General features: G+C 71.4%; 18 protein-coding genes and 1 tRNA gene. 14 read left to right on the top strand and 5 right to left on the bottom strand.

Annotation, left to right across the window (positions count from 1 at the left end):
- Positions 1–63: 63 nt before the first annotated feature.
- Genes VSR01_RS17030 through VSR01_RS17015 form a run of 4 tightly spaced genes read left to right on the top strand, consistent with a single transcriptional unit; the run spans position 64 to position 2,589 of the window.
- Entirely contained in the window at positions 64–888 is an 825-nt protein-coding gene (locus VSR01_RS17030) for a hypothetical protein (protein ID WP_326450065.1), read from the top strand.
- Positions 889–899: 11 nt separating this feature from the next.
- Complete coding sequence (locus VSR01_RS17025; RefSeq protein ID WP_326450064.1) at positions 900–1,211, top strand: hypothetical protein; 312 nt, start codon at positions 900–902, stop codon at positions 1,209–1,211.
- A complete protein-coding gene (locus tag VSR01_RS17020; RefSeq protein WP_326450063.1) occupies positions 1,208–2,182 on the top strand; it encodes a hypothetical protein in 975 nt (324 codons plus the stop codon). The genes VSR01_RS17025 and VSR01_RS17020 overlap by 4 nt, the downstream gene beginning before the upstream one ends.
- A gap of 2 nt (positions 2,183–2,184) precedes the next feature.
- Entirely contained in the window at positions 2,185–2,589 is a 405-nt protein-coding gene (locus tag VSR01_RS17015) for a hypothetical protein (protein ID WP_326450062.1), read from the top strand.
- 137 nt (positions 2,590–2,726) lie between these two features.
- Here the strand turns inward: VSR01_RS17015 and VSR01_RS17010 are convergent, their stop codons facing one another.
- Both VSR01_RS17010 and VSR01_RS17005 read right to left on the bottom strand, forming a co-directional pair.
- Positions 2,727–2,957: a DUF397 domain-containing protein gene (locus VSR01_RS17010; RefSeq protein WP_326450061.1), complete on the bottom strand. Its 231-nt coding sequence runs from the start codon at positions 2,955–2,957 to the stop codon at positions 2,727–2,729.
- On the bottom strand, positions 2,954–3,817 hold the full coding sequence (locus tag VSR01_RS17005; protein ID WP_326450060.1) for a helix-turn-helix domain-containing protein: 864 nt from the start codon (positions 3,815–3,817) through the stop codon (positions 2,954–2,956). The genes VSR01_RS17010 and VSR01_RS17005 overlap by 4 nt, the downstream gene beginning before the upstream one ends.
- Before the next feature lie 57 nt (positions 3,818–3,874).
- Here VSR01_RS17005 and VSR01_RS17000 point away from each other — a divergent pair, with 57 nt between their 5' ends.
- The 9 genes from VSR01_RS17000 to cyaB all read left to right on the top strand — a co-directional run bounded on the left by VSR01_RS17000 (position 3,875) and on the right by cyaB (position 11,349).
- Entirely contained in the window at positions 3,875–4,570 is a 696-nt protein-coding gene (locus VSR01_RS17000) for an ATP-binding protein (RefSeq protein ID WP_326450059.1), read from the top strand.
- A 183-nt stretch (positions 4,571–4,753) separates the two neighbouring features.
- On the top strand, positions 4,754–5,155 hold the full coding sequence (locus VSR01_RS16995) for a hypothetical protein (RefSeq protein ID WP_326450058.1): 402 nt from the start codon (positions 4,754–4,756) through the stop codon (positions 5,153–5,155).
- 305 nt (positions 5,156–5,460) lie between these two features.
- A complete protein-coding gene (locus tag VSR01_RS16990) occupies positions 5,461–5,784 on the top strand; it encodes a hypothetical protein (protein ID WP_326450057.1) in 324 nt (107 codons plus the stop codon).
- Positions 5,785–5,786: 2 nt separating this feature from the next.
- Positions 5,787–5,972, top strand: coding sequence for a hypothetical protein (locus VSR01_RS16985; RefSeq protein ID WP_326450056.1), 186 nt, complete (start codon positions 5,787–5,789; stop codon positions 5,970–5,972).
- Between the two features lie 86 nt (positions 5,973–6,058).
- Positions 6,059–6,469 (top strand): hypothetical protein, encoded by a 411-nt coding sequence (locus tag VSR01_RS16980; RefSeq protein ID WP_326450055.1) that lies wholly within the window; start codon positions 6,059–6,061, stop codon positions 6,467–6,469.
- Positions 6,469–7,368: a helix-turn-helix domain-containing protein gene (locus VSR01_RS16975; RefSeq protein WP_326453689.1), complete on the top strand. Its 900-nt coding sequence runs from the start codon at positions 6,469–6,471 to the stop codon at positions 7,366–7,368. Before VSR01_RS16980 ends, VSR01_RS16975 begins: the two co-directional genes overlap by 1 nt.
- A 177-nt stretch (positions 7,369–7,545) precedes the next feature.
- Positions 7,546–9,702: a B12-binding domain-containing radical SAM protein gene (locus VSR01_RS16970; protein ID WP_326450054.1), complete on the top strand. Its 2,157-nt coding sequence runs from the start codon at positions 7,546–7,548 to the stop codon at positions 9,700–9,702.
- Positions 9,703–9,713: 11 nt separating this feature from the next.
- Positions 9,714–10,781: an aldo/keto reductase gene (locus VSR01_RS16965; protein ID WP_326450053.1), complete on the top strand. Its 1,068-nt coding sequence runs from the start codon at positions 9,714–9,716 to the stop codon at positions 10,779–10,781.
- A gap of 7 nt (positions 10,782–10,788) precedes the next feature.
- A complete protein-coding gene (cyaB, locus tag VSR01_RS16960) occupies positions 10,789–11,349 on the top strand; it encodes a class IV adenylate cyclase (protein WP_326450052.1) in 561 nt (186 codons plus the stop codon).
- Between the two features lie 396 nt (positions 11,350–11,745).
- Here the strand turns inward: cyaB and VSR01_RS16955 are convergent.
- Positions 11,746–11,819: transfer RNA gene (locus VSR01_RS16955), tRNA-Pro, on the bottom strand.
- 85 nt (positions 11,820–11,904) lie between these two features.
- Positions 11,905–12,834 carry a metallophosphoesterase gene (locus VSR01_RS16950; RefSeq protein ID WP_326450051.1) on the bottom strand — a complete coding sequence of 310 codons (930 nt, stop codon included), beginning with the start codon at positions 12,832–12,834 and terminating at the stop codon, positions 11,905–11,907.
- Between the two features lie 216 nt (positions 12,835–13,050).
- Between VSR01_RS16950 and VSR01_RS16945 the strand changes: the two genes are divergently transcribed.
- A complete protein-coding gene (locus tag VSR01_RS16945; RefSeq protein WP_326450050.1) occupies positions 13,051–13,509 on the top strand; it encodes a GatB/YqeY domain-containing protein in 459 nt (152 codons plus the stop codon).
- Positions 13,510–13,724: 215 nt separating this feature from the next.
- Here VSR01_RS16945 and VSR01_RS16940 read toward each other — a convergent pair whose 3' ends face one another.
- Positions 13,725–16,142 carry a transglycosylase domain-containing protein gene (locus VSR01_RS16940; RefSeq protein ID WP_326450049.1) on the bottom strand — a complete coding sequence of 806 codons (2,418 nt, stop codon included), beginning with the start codon at positions 16,140–16,142 and terminating at the stop codon, positions 13,725–13,727.
- Positions 16,143–16,154: the final 12 nt, after the last annotated feature.

Genomic DNA, 16,154 nt, shown 5'->3' with positions numbered 1-16,154 from the left:
GTATTCTCGGCGGTGAGCTGCTGGTTGTGGGCCGGGCCGAGGAAACCACCGGAGGTGGGGGTCTTGGCCAGGTGCGGCTGCGGCAGCGGGCAGAGCGGCGCGCAGATCACCGCGGGCGACAACGTCGCGGTGAGCGGTACGGGCTCGGCCGCGAACCCGTACGTGATCTCCGCGCAGACCGACTGCACAGAGGTGCGGGGCTGCCTGCACGCCGCGGCCGGCGTCGCCTACGACCAGGCGACTGGCACCTTCTCTACGGCCTTGTCGGGGCAGGCGGGCAACAACGCCACGGTGGCCGCCGATGGCGGGCTGTTCGTGCCGACCGGCGCCGCTACGGTGTCCACGGGGTGCGGGCTGACAGGTGACGGCTCTGGATCGTCGCCGCTGGCCGCGAAAGTGCAGACGTGGCCGTTCGCGTGCACCGTGGACACCGCGGCGGGCGGCGTGTACTGCGACAGCGCCGGGAATCTGCGGACAGACCCGCCCAAGCAGGTCGCGTACTTCGAGGACGGCGCGAACACCAACTATCCCAATATCGCGGTGCCCTCGTCGCTTACGACGGTCGTCACGAACACGCTGGCGCTGGCGAATCCGGACCCGTGCCGGGCCGCGACGGCGATCGTGACCGTGTCGGCCGACGGCAGCTTCATCCTGCCGGGCGGGGCGAGCGCGGCGTACGCGATCAACGGCGACGAGATGTGGTTCACGGCGAACACCGGTACGACCACGATCACCAACGTGCACGCGCAGCTGGCGCAGACGTTCCGGGTGTCGGTGCCGCCCGGCGGCACGGTCAACCAGGTCACCACGATCGGCATGGCCCGGGGCGCGGGAGGCGCGGTCTACGACCGGGTCCAGTGGTCGATCAAGGCATGGGTTCTGACGTGAGGGAGAGCGCCGTGAAGCAGATGATGTTCTACTACCGGCTGCCGGACGGGTCGGTGACGCAACGGACGGTGGTGGTAGACGGCGGCGTCGTCGACCCGCAGCCTCCGCCCGGCGCCATCGCGATCACGAAGGCGCAGTATGACTCGCTGGTGGCTGCCTTGGAGCAGGGCACGGCCCAGTTCGTGGCGGAGCTGCAGCAGGCCGAGCAGGCGCGGGCCGCCGAGGACTTCGACGCGCTCACGGCCGCGGGGATTCCTCCGGCCACGGCGGCGCGGCTTGCCGGGTACGTCGGGGGCGAGCAGATTGCGGAGGGTCGGTCGTGACGCGGCCGCAGCGCTACCCGGGTGCGTCCACGGACTACTGGTGGCAGGACCGGTGGCCGGGCTCTCCGATGGCCGTCAACGCGCTGGTCATGCACACCACGGAGTCGACGGGTCTGCCGGACTACGGCGGCGGTGAGCAGGCCCCGACGCTGACCGCCGTGCCGGACATGCGCGGCCGCCGCCTGGTCTGGCACCAGCACTTCGACATCGACGTCTCGGCTCGGGCCCTGGAGAACCGCGCGGGCGGGGTGGAGACGAACACGCTGAACTGCGCGCAGGTCGAGTTGGTGGGGACGTGCGTTGCGGCGCACCGCGGCGCCTGGGGGAGCGCGCTCGCCGGGGTCGACTATGTGTACTGGCCCGAGCCCCCGGACTGGGCGCTGGAGCAGGTCGCGGCCTTCGTGGCGTGGCTGCACACCAACCATGGAGTCCCGCTGGCCGCGCCGCCGGTGTGGCTGGCGTACGGCCCGGACCCGCGCCGCCCCGGCGTGAGTCCGGCCTCCTACGGGGCGAGCCCGGCCCGCATGACCCCGGCGCAGTGGACCAGCTTCCGCGGGGTGTGCGGGCACTCGCACGTCCCGGAAAACTCGCATGGGGACCCGGGCGCCTTCCCTATCACGAAGCTGCTGGCGATGGCCGCCGGCACCCACACCACGGAGGACGAGATGACCACGGTCGACCTGACCCCCGACGCTATCGCCAAGCTCGTGAAAGCCATCTGGGACCACACCGAGAACAGCCCGACCGCGGCGCCGGGCACGGACCCGTCGCGGCGCGCCGGCGACCTCCTGCGGTACGGCGACGACCACTACGCCAAGCTGCTGGCCGAGATCAAAGCGGTCGGTGGTCCGGTCCTGACGGACGGCCAGGTGCAGGCGCTCGCGGATCGCATCACCGCCCAGCTCGGCGACACCCTGGCGGACCGGGTGATCGACCGTCTCGCCGCGCGCCTGCAGCCCACCCCGAGCTGACCATGAGGCCGCTCGGCGACGGCACGACGGGGATCGGCCCGCTCGACACCGCGGTCGTGTGGGCCGGGGCGGCAATCGCGGTCGTCGGCGCCTTGGTCGGCGGCTTTCAGGGCCTGCGCCGGCTGTTCGCAGTCCTGCGGCGCCTGGAACAGGTCGTGGACGACTGGCAGGGCGTCCCGGCGCGGCCCGGAGTGCCGGCACGGCCCGGCGTGATGGAACGCCTGGACACGATCGAGCAGCGGGTCGGCATCGTGGTGCACGAGGTGCACCCCAACGACGGGGCCAGCCTGCGGGACGCGGTGGACCGGACGAACCGGCGGCTGGCCCGGTTGTGCCCGGAGTGCGATGACCCGGAGCACCGGGCGCCCCCGGCCACGGAGGGGGGAGGGGGAGCCCCCTCGCGGTGAACTTCGGTGGTTTGCCGGTCAGCGCGGCCCCGGCGGGTGAACACTGGGCCTGCCCGGTTCCTGTTCGGGTGCCCATGTAACCCCACAGCCCGCTTCCCCCGGATACGGCCTGGGGGAAGCGGGCTGTGGAGGTTGGATCACACGTCGAAGCGGCCGGCCGCCACTTCCGCGAGGAAGTCGGCGAAGGCCTGCTGCGGGAACAGCAGGGCCGGGCCGTCCGGGTTCTTCGAGTCGCGGACGCCGACGCCGCCGAAGGTCGCTATCACGTCCGCGACCTCGACGCACTGAGACTGGTTGTTGCCGCTGTACGACGACTTCTTCCAGGCGGCACCGCGCAGATCCGGTGCCGCGATGCTGTTTCTGGTCACTTGTTGAGTCCCTCCAGGTGCTCGGCGATGACCTCCCGCGACCGTTCCACGGGAAGAGCGATGGACGCGGTTTCCCTGAAGTCTTTCTCCAGGAAATCCACCTCCGCAGGGTCTTCTGTGTGGTGCCCGCCCAGGGCGTTGTCCACGCTGGCGATCGGCACCCACGGGTGACGGTAGGTCATGAGCGTCATGGGCCCGCTGGAGCCGAAGCTGGGATGCGTGGTGAGCGGGACGATCTGCAGCGTGACGTTGGGAAGGTCCGAGAGTAGGAGCAGCCGTTGGAGCTGGTCCCGCATGACGAGTGATCCCTCTGCGAACTGCGCGTGGAAGGCAGCCTCCGGGACGAGAGCGTGGACGTCAACCGGATTTTCATCCCGGGTGACGATGAGCTGTCGACCGATGCGGACGTTGACCAGCATCTCGGCTTCATTGCGCCGTACCGCGCCGGGCCCACGGGTCAGCATCTCGTGGATGTACGGCGGGCTTTGGAGCAAACCGGGGATGATCACCGGGTGGTGGATGCGGATCGTCCGTGCGTCTGCCTCCAGCTCGATGAAGTCCCGGTAGCTCTCCGACAGACGGTCGCCGTAGGCGGCCCACCAGCCGGGCTCCTCCTGATTGGCGCGGATGACTTCCTCCACGCCCTCGGCATCATTGAGCCCGTAGATCTCCGCGAGGGTGCGGATCTCCTCTGCGGAGATCCGGTACACGCCGCGCTCCAGGCGTGAGAAGCGCCCGGTGTCCGTGCCCAGCTTCTTCGCGGCCTGAGCTGCGGTGAGCGGTGTCGTCAGACGCCAGCGGCGCATCTGGGCGCCAATACGTCGCCTTCTCACCGTCGGAGTGGTCCGCTTCTGCGCCATGGGTGCAGTCTCGCACGTCGTCGGCGCACCACGCTATCCACACAGAGGTTCGCACCTATGGCGCTTGCGATCACAATATTGCGCAGCGGTATTGCATCGCCTGCGACCGAAGGAGCAAGCTGGTTGCGGGCAGACGCGGCGCAACTACAGGCCGTTGTCGGCCCCACTGAGAGTGTCCGGGTCTCTGGCTGCCCCTTTGAGCAGCCCGCTGGGGGCCCGCCGAGCGAATCTGAGGCCGGCATGACGATGCTTCAAAGTGCGGTGGTGGTTCGGTTGTTATCGGACAAAGGGCCCGAGTGCATCGTCCCCGACGCCTGCATGACCGACGTCTGTGACGACCTCGGCATTCGCGTCACGCGGGCTGACGACCACAGCGGAAGCACTCCGGAGACGGACGGACGCTGGGTCGGCTCCCTGCGCCGGATCGTGGCCGCCAAGCTTACGACCTGGGGCATGAGTGGCGAGCCCGTCCAGGACGCCCAGCTCATCGTGAGCGAGCTGGTGACGAACGCCCTGCGATACGGCGAGGCCGCGGAGATCGCCTTCCGCCTCATCCTGACCACCAAGACAATCACGCTCGCGGTGAACGGCGGCACTTCCTACCGGCCCCGGGCCGTTGAGAGCGACACCGACAGCGAGAACGGCCGGGGGCTGTTCATCGTCGCGGCCCTTGCCTCCTCCTGGGGCATCGGCGACGACGGGACCACCACCTGGTGCACGCTCCGTCGTCCGGGCACGGAGGTGGCCAGGTGATACGGGCAACCACGACCGCGGCCCTCCCTCACTTCCTGCCTGACGGGCCGATCGGGCCGGTACGCATCGCGCCCACCTGGGCCGCGCTGTCGCTGCCCGCGGACTGGGGCCGGCAGGTGCTGGATGTGCTCGGCGACAAGGCCGGCCCCGTCTTCGAGGAGCCTGCGCCGGCACCTGGTGTGGATGCTCTCCGCCGATGGCGCCGCGGACTGGCCGGACGCCTCGGCCGCCCGGGTCGTGCGCTACGGGCACGGGCACCGGCTCCTCGTTCCCGGCCCGGACGGCTACCACGACGGCACCCGGTGGTTGCGCTCCCCGCTGGAGCTGCCCCAGTACACCGACCCCCACGCGCTGCGCGTCAGCATCGAGTTCGTCATCGGCCCGCTGGAGGAGGCCGCCGTGCTCGGGCCGGTGAGGGTGTGCCAGCACTGCCGGGCCCCGACCAGGGACGGTCACCTGGTGGAGGTGTTCGAGGGACCGTCCGGCTCTCTGTACCGCTCGTACGCCTGCCCGCGCTGCTGGGCCAGGACCGCCGCGGGCGGCGAGGGCCGGCACCTGCGGGCCGTCCAGCGGGGGTCGGGGTGAACCGTACCGAGCAGGTGGTCTGCATGGTGGCCGCGGCCTGCCTGGTGATCGCCCTGACGCTCGGTGTCGCCACCAGATAAGACCCCCACCCCGGCCAGCGGCGCTCTACGGGTTGGCGCCGTCCACGTGCCTCCCCCGTGGCACGGGCCGGGGTGGGCCGACCGGTCCCCGGGTGGCGGGGACCGGTGCGCGCCCGGCCGCCGACCGTGCTCCGGCGGCCGGGCAGCGCGACCACACACCGAAGGAGAACGGCCATCAGCACCCCCACCACCGCCAACGCCCCCCAGCGGCCCCCCGGCTGGGCCTTGAGCGACGGCTCCCGCCTGGTCAACCCGCAGGAGCGGGGGCCGAATCAGTTGCAGCTCAACGACTGGGTGGGCGTGGACGGGCGGGCCTACCGCATCACCAACTTGCGGCAGGTGGGCGTCGCTGGCCGCATGGTCGATCTGGCCCACCACGACCCCGTGTACCTGGCGGCGGGGTCGAAGCTCACCGTCTTCGAGGTGCTCCCACCCCCCGAGCCGGACGACCCGGGCGAGGAGCTGCCCAGCGCCGGCCCCGCCCAAGGGGCGCAGGACACGAGCTGCGCCGGGGGCAGGCCGGTACGCCCCGGCCGCCGCGGGGGCTGACCGTGCGCGGCCGCGCGTGGATGCGGGGGCTGTGCTGGCGGTGCGAGAGCACCGACCGGCTGGTGCTGTGGCTCGGCCCCGTGCAGACCGTCTACGGCACTGGTGCCTTTCACGCCTGCGAGGAGTGCATCCGGCGCCTGGAGGAGCTGGCGCTCGCGGATGTCCAGCGCGGCATCTGCACCGAATGAACTCCCGTCCCCAGCTCGCTGACGACCGGTCGCCAGCCGGGGACGGGCTCCACTGAAGCAACGACCCGAGGGACCGATTCACGGCAATGGCAACCACCACCGAGGAACCCCGCAGCTCGGCCGATAAGCACCCCGACGAGGAGGCCGGCCGTCCGCCCATCTGCGGAGAACTGGTCACCATACCCACCAGCCTCACCGTGACGGCGGCTCGGTACGCCAACCGCACGGGGATCGACCCGGCCGAGATCCGGGACGTGCGCTGCACCCTCCAGGCCCATCCGACCGGCGACCACTGGGCCTTCATCGTGGAGGCCACCGAGACGACCGGCGTGTGGACCCGGTGGAACGCGACCGACGCCCCCGAGGTCGTCTTCGTCCTGCCCGACTGCCCGGCCACCGACCCCGAGCAGCAGGCGATCTGCTCGGAGTTCGAGTTCCACGACGGCGGCCATACGTGGCAGGTGGACGACCCCTGGGACCACACCGCGCGCGCGTGATGCCCAGGGTCCGCACCCGCCCGAGCACGCTGTACCACGAGCCGGAAGCCGTCGCCTGGGCACGCCAGAAGGCCGGGCTGACCAAGCGCCAGCTCGCCCGCCTGGTCGGCATCAGCGAACAGCTCATGGGCGAGATCGAACACGGCTGGCGCAGCGCCACCCCCGCCAACCTCATCAAGATCGCCGACGCGCTCAACTGCCCCATCGTCGTGCTGGAGCGCAAGCGGTGCCCGGCCTGCGAAGCGCCTGAGCCGCACCCCATGCCGCAGCAGCCTGGCGACCCCTTGCCGGCCGCTGATGAACCCCCGCCCCGGCCGGTCGATGACGGGTCACCGGCCGGGACGGGCTCCACAGAAGAACCACTACGACAGGAGAACACCGTGGCACACCGCGATACGGACTTACAGCACCCCGGCCAGCGCCGCAACGGCGGCGCCTGGTTGATTTTGGACGACCAGGATCGCGCCCTGCTGGTGCAGCCGAGCTACAAGGACGGCGTGTACCACCTGGTCGGCGGCGGCGCCCACAGCAACGAACCGCCGCACCTCGCCGCCGTCCGGGAGGCCCGGGAGGAGATCGGGCTCACGCTCATCCCGCACACGCTGCTCATCACCGACTGGGTGCCGGACAACCCGGGCCGGTCCGCCGAGGCCACCACCCTCGTGTTCTTCCACCGCCTGGCGCCGGGTGAGCTGGACAAGATCGTGCTCAACGCGGGCGGCACGCCGGAGGGCGAGGACCCGGAGCTGGTCGACTACAAGCTCCTGGCCGACGAGGAGCTGGACGCCCGCTGCGCGCCGTACATCGCCCGGCGCGTCCGGGAGGCCAAGGCGGCCGTCAAGGACCCGACCCTGCGCGGATACCGGTTCGAGGGTCACCGCATCGCCGACGCGGCGTAGCCGCAGCTAGATCCCCCGCGCCCTGACGGGGACGGGCCGGGGACCTCATGGCGGTGGCCGTACGGCGGTACGGCCACCGCCCTCTCCGTCCGACCACCTGCCGCACTTCGTGGACGTGCGCCTGGCCGCATGAGGCCGGCGCTCCACCCTCCCTCTCCACCGATATGAGGAGGCACCGTGCAGGAACACACCATCGCTACTGGCCCCACCGAGCGGGCAGCGGAACTACTCGCTGAGGCCGTCCACCAGACCACCGGCCTGAACCTGGGCCGCGTGGACGACTTGCTGCTGCTGGACCCGGAGCGCCTGCGCCGGCACCTGGAGACCGCGCTCACCGGCCGGGCCGGCAGGGTGCGGGTCGCCGGGACACTGGACCGCCGCTTAGTCGGCATCGAGCGGCTGGACGGCCGTTGGACGCTGGCGGACCTGTCCGGCCAGCCGCACCGCACCCGGGCCTGGCCGGGGTGGGCTGAGGGGCACATCCACCTCAAGGACGCGGAGGGCTGGCTGTCCCCGGCCCGGGTGGACGATCAGGCCGTGTACCGGCTCAGCCGCCCCGTGGTGCTGCTGGCCGCGCTGTACCACCCGGAGAACTTCCCCCTACCCCGCTTCCCGCTGGGTATCTCCGACGTGGCGCGCGCGGCCCGCGCCACTCTCATGGGCACGGTCGGCCTGGCGGACATGCAGCTCGGCGTCACCCTGCCGGACCTGATCCGGCTCCTGACCGAGGAGGCCCCGGACATCCTCGGGATCAGCGCCACGTTCGGGCAGCACGACCTCATGACGGAGCTGCTGGACGCGGCGTACGCGCTGCCGGCGCCGCCGCTGGTCATCGCCGGTGGCAGCCTGACCGCGCGCAATGAGGGCCTGCTGCTGGACCGCTACCCGAAGTTGCTGATCGCCCGGGGCGGCGGGGAGCTGACGGTGCAGGACCTGCTGGCCCACTGGCACGGCGACCTGCCGCTGGGCGACGTCCATGGGATCGGCTACAACGGGGCCGCCCGCGGCGAGGGCACCCTCGCCATCGGGCGGCGCCGCACGGCCAAGCCGGTCAGCCGCGCGCAGGACGACTTCCTGCCGGAGCTGGACCTGCTGCCGGCGACGTTCGAGCACCACGGCGTTGCCCAACTGGAGGCCTCGCGCGGCTGCACCAATTTCTGCAGCTTCTGCCCGCGCGGCCACAAGGGTCAGTGGGCCGGGGGCACCCCCGCGGACTTCGGGTGGATGCTCGGAGCCATGGGCGCGGTGTTCGACCGGCACCCGGACATCTCCCGGACGCTGTACCTGGTGGATGAGGAGTTCATCGGCCGCGGCCCGGACGCCGTACCCCGCGCGCTGGAGATGGCCGAGGTGCTGCACGGGGCCGGGTTCAAGTGGGAGACGAGCTGCCGCATCGACCAGGTCACCCACCCGGAGCGGGACTTCGCCTGGCATGTCGAGCGCGCCGGCATGTGGCGCACGCTGGTGGAGCGGGGGCTGCGGCGCTGCCTGTTCGGCGTGGAGTCCGGCGTGGACTCGATCCTGGACCGCTTCAACAAGGAGACCGGCGGCGAGCAGAACGCCTTGGCCATCCGCACCCTGTCCGCGCTCGGCGTGCCCACGAGGTACACGTACATCACGTTCGACCACCTGATGACGCTCCAGGAGCTGGAGGCCACGTACGCCTACCAGGGGCGTACGGACCTGCTGCTGCGCCCCATGCCGGGCGTGCCGGTCGAGGAGATCGTCGCCGGGGTGCGGGACCCGGAGTGGGTGCGGGCCCACGCCACCGGCCGGGCCTTGCACACCGGCATCTCCTACATGCTGGTGTCCATGGAGTGCCTGATCGGCGCCGCGTATACCAAGCAGGTGCAGCGCGCGGGGCTGGCCGGGGAGGTGCGGCCGTCGATGGGCCGTCAGGACGCGCAGTTCGCGGACTGGCGGATCGGGGTGTGCAGCCAGTGGGCGCAGCTGTGGGTGGACCGCCACTTCGCCTTGGACTACACCCTCAAGTCCCTGGAGAAGATCCTCGACGGCGAGCCGCGCCACCGGGTGCGCGGTGCCCGGGTGGTCCTCAAGGACGCCGCTTACACCGTTCTGGGAGGGATGATCGCCGCCGCGCGGGAGGCGCCGGCCGCCCGGCTGCCCGTCCAGCACCAGGGACTGGAGCGACGCATCCGGGCCCTGCTGGACCAGGAGGTGGAGGAGCTGCGCGAGCGCATGGCCAAGACCGTGGCGGACGTGGCCGGGGGGCTGCCGGAACGTCACGCTCAGACGCTACGCCACGAGCACGGCCGGTGGGAGCGCGCCGAGGAATGGCGGTCGATCAACGCGGCCGACCCCTGCGGAACCTGAAAGGAGGCCCCATGGACATGCGACACCTTCCCGGCCTGGACCGTGACGTCTCGGCGATCGGCGCCGGATGCTGGACCATCGGCGGCTCGGCCACCAACCGCGGCGTGCCCATCGGGTGGGCTGGCGTCGACGAGGGCCGGGCCTTCGAGGGCCTGGGCCGAGCCTTCGACCTAGGGATCACCCTGTACGACACCGCCGACGTGTACGGCATGGGCCAGTCCGAGCGCCTGGTGGGCCGCCTCTTGCGGCAGATCGACCGCAAGCGCGTCGTGGTGTGCAGCAAGGTCGGGTTCTTCGCCGGCACCGCCGTCCACCCTTACGAGCACCGGCAGATCCTGCGGCAGTTCGAGACCACCACCGAGAACCTGGGCACCGGGTACCTGGACGTCTACTTCCTGCACAGCCCGGACTTCGGCCCCGGCGACCGCTACCTGGACCAGGCGGTAGAGACGGTAGGCGGCCTGCGTGCTGAGGCGCGGGTCCGTGCGGTGGGCATGCGCGCGCCGCACGAGTTCACAGAGCAGTGGGCGGCCGACCCCCACCACCCCCACGGGCCGCGGATCGCCCGGTGGCTGGAGCTGTTCGACCGCATCCGGCCGGACGTCCTGGCCGTGCGGCACAGCACCCTCAGCCCCCTGTACGGCCCGCAGGAGACGGACATCTTCCGGTTCGCGCGCCGCCATGGCGTGGGCGTGCTCATGAAGCAGGTCCTCGGCCAAGGACTCCTGACCGGCGCCTACGACCCGCGGCGCCCTCCCGCGTTCCCGCCCGGGGACCACCGTCGCGGTGACCCCCGCTTCGCCGTGGACGTCCTGGACGCGCTGCACGCCGCCCTCAGCGAGTTGCAACGGCAGCTCGGCCCGGACTGCTCCCTGACCCGAGCGGCCGTGCAGTACGCGCTCCAGGCGGACCCCGATGCGGTGGCCCTGCTCGGGTTCCGCGACGCGGACCAGATCACCGAGACCGTCACGGCCGCCGAGCGGTCCCTCACATCGGGGGACCTTCACGCCATCCGTCAACTCATGGAGCCGGTACGGGAGATGCTGTTCCCCGTGCCATCCCACACCTACGAGCGCTAGGAGCGTCATGCAGTACATCGAGGTCGAGCAGAAGTTCCGGCTGCTGAGCGAGCCGGACGACTTCAAGGCCGCCCTGACCGCCCGCGGCGCGACGTCCGGAGCCCCCACCCGCCAGGTGGACAGCTACTACAACGCCCCGCACCGGGACTTCCTCGCCGCCCCCAGCATCTCGGAGTGGCTGCGCGTGCGCGTCGAGGACGACCAGGCCTCCCTGAACTTCAAGCGCTGGCACCCCCTGGACGAGAAGATCAAGACCCACTGCGACGAGTTCGAGACCGTGGTGGCCGATGCCGAAGCCGTCCGCCGCACCCTGGCGGCCCTGGACTTCACACCGCTGACCGAGGTCGACAAGGTCCGCGAGGAGTGGCACCTCGACGACATCGCGGTGGCCTTCGACACCGTGGCCGGCCTGGGGACCTTCGTGGAGTTCGAGTTCAAGGGGGAGGCCGACACCATCGAGCAGGCCACCGACCGGATCCAGAAGTTCATCGACGGCCTGGACATCAAGCTCGGGGACCGCATCCACGCGGGATACCCGCACATGGCTCTGGGGATCGACCCCCGCTGAGCCGTACGCGGCGGTGGCGCGGGGGCCTGTTGTTTGACGAGGCGCAGGCCCCTCGCGCCCGTGACCCCCACCGGCCACCTGTCGGTACGCCCAGCACGCGGCGCGTACGGGCAGGCGGCCGGTGGGGGTCTGCGTGTCTGATGACGGGGCCATGGCGCCGGTGCTCGCCTGCGGGCGTGACCGGAGTTGCACCCGATGCTGTGACCTGCGGTACTTCTCGGCTACCTCTCGCGGATTCTGGGTGTGAGTTGGGTGTGATCTTGAAGGACTGAGAGGGTGCCGAGGGGTATTCCGGCGGTGCCTGAGACGTCGCCTCACCCTGCAACACCTGGCAAAGACGAAGGGCCGCCCCCCGCTGACCTGCGGAGGAACGGCCCTTCACCTGCGTTACCGAAGTCGGGGTGGCGGGATTTGAACCCACGGCCTCTTCGTCCCGAACGAAGCGCGCTACCAAGCTGCGCCACACCCCGGTGCAACGGGGTTTACTTTAGCGGACCGGGGGCCGGAGGCGAAATCCGGTTTCGGGGGGGCCGCCGGGGGCGGGGGAGGGGCGGGTCAGGCGGGGGTGAGGGTGAGGAGGGTGGCCTCGGGGGGGCAGGCGAAGCGGACCGGGGTGAAGCGGTTGGCGCCGCAGCCCGCGGAGACGTGGAGGTGGGAGGTGAAGCCGGTGGCCGTGTGGGTGGACAGGCCCTTCACCCGGTCGGTGTCCAGGTCGCAGTTGGTGACCAGCGCGCCGTAGAAGGGGATGCAGATCTGGCCGCCGTGGGTGTGGCCGGCCAGGATCAGCGGGTAGCGGTCCGCGGTGAACGCGTCCAGGACGCGCAGGTACGGCGCGTGGACCAGGGCCAGGGTGAAGTCCGCGTCGGGGTCGGGGCCGCCCGCCACCTTGGCGTAGCGGTCGCGCTTGATGTGCGGGTCGTCCAGCCCGGTCAGCCCCAGCACCGGCCCGTGGTCCAGCTTGATCCGACCCCGGGAGTTGCTCAGCCCCACCCACCCGGCCGCGTCGAAGGCGTCCCGCAGGTCCCCCCACGGGTTCCTGATCACCCCGTGCGCGCTGTGGCTCTTGCCGTTCAGCCCGTGCTGGCCGCGGGCCTTCTCCACCAGATACCGACCGGGGTTGCGGAACTTCGGGCCGTAGTAGTCGTTCGACCCGAAGACGTACGTCCCCGGGAACTGCATCAACGGGCCCAGCGCGTCCAGCACTTCGGGCACGGCGGTGGGGTCGGACAGGTTGTCCCCGGTGTTCACCACCAGGTCCGGGCGCAGCCCGGCCAGCGACTGCAGCCAGCGCCGCTTCTTCGTCTGCCCCGAGACCATGTGGATGTCGGAGAGCTGGAGGATGCGGATCGGACGCATTCCGGGTGGCAGTACGGGGACCTGGACGCGGCGCAGCCGGAAGGACCGGGCCTCGAAACCGGCCGCGTACGCCACGCAGGCCGCGCCGACCGCCGTTACGCCAAGGGGGATTCCGTATCGCGCGCGCATACGGACATCGTGTCAGAGTCCGCGCGGTTCCCGGGCCCCGGGCGCGGCCCCACCCCGCTTCCACCGCTCCCCGCACCCGCCCCGCTCCTGCTCCCGCCCCGCTCCTGGTCCCGACCCCGCTCGCGCTCCCGCCCCGCCCTTGGCCCCGCCCCGCTCCTGCTCCCGCCCCGCCGGTTAATGCCAGCGGCCGTCCCCGCGCGGTGCGAAAATCGCAGCATGACCACGACGCTCAAACAGCGACTGCAGGACGACCTCACCGCGGCCATCAAGAGCCGCGACGAGCTGGTCTCCGCCACGCTCCGGCTGACCCTCTCCGCCATCACGAAGGAGGAGGTCGCGGGCGCCACCGCCCGTACGCTCTCCGACGACGAGGTGCTGAAGGTGATCGCCCGCGAGGCGAAGAAGCGGCGCGAGGCCGCGGACGCCTTCGCGCAGGGCGGCCGGGCGGAGTCCGCGGAGCGTGAGAAGGCCGAGGGCGCGGTGCTCGCCGCGTACCTGCCGCAGCAGCTGAGCGACGAGGAGCTGGCCGAGGTCGTGCGGGCCGCCATCGCCGAGAGCGGCGCGCAGGGGCCCAAGGCGATGGGCCTGGTCATGAAGACCGTCGGCCCCAAGGTCGCCGACCGCGCGGAGGGCGGGCGCGTCGCCGCCGAGGTCAGGAAGCAGCTCGCCGGCTGACCCTGCCGGGTACGAAGGCCCCGCGCCTGCCGCGCCCACCCCCGGCCGCCCCGGCGAACGGCCCGTCGGCCCTGCCGCCCCGGCGAACGGCCCGCCGGCCCGCGCAGCCCAGGCGTAGCCCGGCCCATGCGTAGCCCAGCCCATGCGTAAGGGGCGCCCACCCCTGGTGAGCGCCCCTTACCGAGCCGCGCGTCGACGCACGCCGCCGCGACCCCCTACGCCGTCCCCCCGTTCCCCTTCCCGCCGGACGGCAGCAACGGCGGCCACGACGCCCCCGTCGACCCGTCCGTCGTCCCGCCGCCCGACGCACCCGCCGTGCCGGCGGTCGCGCCCGCCGTCGTGCCGCCCGCCGTCCCGCCGGTGACGCCGCCCGCCGCGCCCCCGGTGATCAGGCCGGTCGTCGCGCCCATGACGGTCGCGCCGTGGCCGTGGCCGTGCCCGCCGCCGGGCTTGTTGTCGCCGCCGCCCGGTCCCTGGCCGGTGCCCTGCGTCGCCCCCTGGTCGCCGCCCTGGCCCTGGTTGCCGCCCTGGTCGCCGCCCTTGGGCGCCGAGCCGGGCAGCTGCACCGTGACGAAGTTCTCCGCCGGCGTGCCGTCCAGCGCGCCGCTCATCGCGTCCTTCCAGATCGGCGCGGGGCCGGTCGCGCCCTCGACCTTGTCGAACGACTCCGGGCCGATCTTGATCGGCACGCCGTTGTGCTCCTTCATGGTCAGACGGGTGCCGTGCGGACCGGCGCCGAACGGGTCGCCCATCCACACCGCCGAGGCCAGGCTCGGGGTGTAGCCGGCGAACCAGGCGTCCTTGCGGTCGTCGGTGGTACCGGTCTTGCCCGCGGTGTCGCGGCCCGGCAGGTCGGCCGCGGTGCCCGTACCGTCGTCGACGACGCCCTTGAGCATGCTGTTCAGGGTGTCCGCGGTCTTCTGCGACATGGCCCGGGAGCAGATGGTGTGCGGCACCTTGAGCTGCTTGCCGTGCGAGTCGGTCACCGCGTTGATGGCGATCGGCGTGCAGTAGACGCCGCGGTTGGCGAAGGCGGCGTAGGCGCTGGCCACGGTGAGCGGCGACACCTCGTTGACGCCCAGGGTGAGCGCGGCGCCCTCCTGCAGCGGCTTGCCGTCGGCCCGCACGAAGCCCAGCCGGGAGGCCATGTTCATGATCGGGCACAGGCCCAGGTCGTGCTCCAGGGCGACGAAGTACGTGTTGATCGAGTGCTTCAGCGCGTCCGGCATGGAGTACGGGCCGACCTCGGTGGTCATCTCGTTCTGCGTGCCGACGTCCGTGTAGTGCAGCGTCTGGCCGCTGCAGGTGGTGACGTCGGGGTAGGTGTCCAGCTTGTACGGCGAGGGGTAGGTCTGGGACGGCTGGTAGCCCGCGTCCAGGGCCGCCGCCGCGGTGATCGGCTTGAACGTCGAGCCGTTCTGGAAGCCGCCGCTGTTGCCCATGCTCTTGTCGACCGACAGGTTGATCTGGGTCTCGTTCTTGCCGAAGCCGTAGGGCTTGCTCTGGCCCATGGCGATGATCTTGCCGGTGCCGGGCTCCACCATGGTGTCGGCGGCGGCGATCGCGTCGCTCTTGTAGACGTGCTCGGAGATGCCGTGCAGCAGCGCCCGCTGGGCCTTGGGCTCCAGCGTGGTCCTGATGGTCAGGCCGCCGGTGTTCCAGCGCTGTGCGCGCTCCTCCTTCGTCTTGCCGAAGGCGGCGTTCTGCAGGAACGTCTCGCGCACGTAGTCGCAGAAGAAGCCGGCGCCGTTGACCGCGGTGATGCAGCCGTTGCGCGGCTTGCTGACCTTCAGGCCCAGCGGCTGCTTCTGGGCGGCGGCCGACTGCGCCGGGGTGATGTCGCCGAGCTGTGCCATGCGGGCGAGCACGGTGTTGCGGCGGTTCATCGCCTCCTGCTCGTCGTTGACCGGGTCGTAGCGGCTCGGCGACTGGACCAGGCCGGCCAGCAGCGCGGCCTGGGTGAGGCTGAGGTTCTTGGCGTGGACGCTGAAGTAGCGCTCCGAGGCGGCCTCGATGCCGTAGGCCTGCTCGCCGAAGAAGGTGATGTTGAGGTAGTTCTCCAGGATCTTCTTCTTGCCCAGCTCCTTCTCGACCTGGATCGCGTACTTCATCTCCTTGATCTTGCGGCCCACGGTCTGCTCGGTGGCCTGGGCGACCTTGTCCGGGTCGTCGCCGGCCTGCTCCACGAAGACGTTCTTCACGTACTGCTGGGTCAGCGTGGAGGCGCCCTGGGTGCCGCCGTCGGAGGCGTTGTGGCTCAGCGCGCGCAGGATGCCCTTGAGGTCGAGCGCGCCGTGCTTGTAGTACCGCGCGTCCTCGATGTCGACGATGGCCTTCAGTATGTTCGGGCTCATCTGGTCGATCGGGACGACGGTGCGGTCGCGCGAGTAGACGGTCGCGATCAGGCCGCCGTCGGCGTCGAGGATCTTCGACGCCTGGCTCAACGCCGGCGCCTTCAGCTCACCGGGCAGGTCGTCGAATCCCTTGGCCGTGCCCTTGGCGGACAGACCGAGTGCGCCGGCGGCCGGCAGGGCGATTCCCGCGAGCACGACACCGGCCAGCACGCTGACACCGAGGAACTTGGCGGCCTGCTGGGCCGTCGACAGCCCCCCGCCGGAACGCTTGTGAGCCATGGGGAGCAGCCT

Origin of the sequence: Actinacidiphila sp. DG2A-62, assembly GCF_035825295.1 — a bacterium.
In the GTDB taxonomy this organism is placed as follows: Bacteria; Actinomycetota; Actinomycetes; order Streptomycetales; family Streptomycetaceae; genus Actinacidiphila.
This window is presented reverse-complemented; position numbering and strand designations above follow the sequence as displayed.